This is a genomic window from Actinobaculum sp. oral taxon 183 str. F0552 (genome assembly GCF_000466165.1).
Classification (GTDB): Bacteria; Actinomycetota; Actinomycetes; order Actinomycetales; family Actinomycetaceae; genus Peptidiphaga.
The window spans coordinates 1-951 of record NZ_KE951473.1 but is presented as its reverse complement, the minus strand read 5'-3'; the positions used below and the strand labels follow the sequence as shown (position 1 = coordinate 951).

The following is a 951-nucleotide window of genomic DNA, read 5'->3' as shown; positions in this document are numbered from 1 at the left end:
GGCCGGCACGGCGCAGCCGGGCGGGGCGCGGGGATGGGCGCCCGGCCCCGTCTGTAGTCTTGTCGCCGCCGAGCGGGTAGCTTTGAATCGTGCGCGAGCAGACGACCATCGGGGGATACCGGCTGATCAAGAGGATCGGCTCCGGAGGCATGTCCACCGTCTTCGAGGCGGAGGACGGCGCGGGCGACCGCGTCGCCCTGAAGCTCTTCCACCCCGGGCTCCTGGCCGAGGAGTCGGGCCGCAGCCGGCTGCGGCGCGAGGTCGCCATGCTTCAGAAGGTCCGCGGCCCCTTCGTCGCGGAAGTCGTCGACGCCGAGACCGACGAGGCGGAGGCTTTCATCGTCACCGAGCTCGTCGACGGCCCGACCCTCGAACAGGACGTCGCCGACTCGGGGGTCTACGACGGCGGCGACCTCGCCGACCTCGCCCGGCGCCTGGGGGAGGCCGTCGAATCGATCCACCGCGTCGGGGTCCTCCACCGCGACCTCAAGCCGTCGAACGTCATGATCGGCCCGAAGGGGCCCGTCCTCATCGATTTCGGCATCGCCCAGCTCGGCGAGGACGCGCGCCTGACCATGCCCGGGTCGCTCACCCACACCCCCGGCTACTGCGATCCCGTCGTCCTGAACGGCGGGGACCCCAACCCCCAGGCGGACTGGTGGTCGCTTGCGGCCGTCGTCGCCTTCGCCGCGACGGGGCGGTCCCCCTTCGGCACCGGTTCGGCCCCGGCCATCATGCGCCGTGTCCTCGACGGGCAGCCGGACCTGCGGGGCCTGCCCGAGGCGACGGCCCGCGCGCTGGAGGCCGCTCTCGACACCGATCCTTCGCGGAGGATCGGCTATTCGGAGCTCGTCGAAAGCCTGGAGACAGGGGAGTTCGCCGGCGCCCGCCAGGGCGGCGACTCGGCGGCGCCGGCGAGAGCCGGCCGGCATGCCGCGGGGCTCGCGGGCC

General features: G+C 73.6%; 1 protein-coding gene. It reads left to right on the top strand.

Translation table 11 applies throughout. The features are described from left to right. Positions 1-89: 89 nt before the first annotated feature. The coding region (locus HMPREF0043_RS09295) for a serine/threonine-protein kinase (RefSeq protein ID WP_021602803.1) at positions 90-951 on the top strand (862 nt) is incomplete at its 3' end.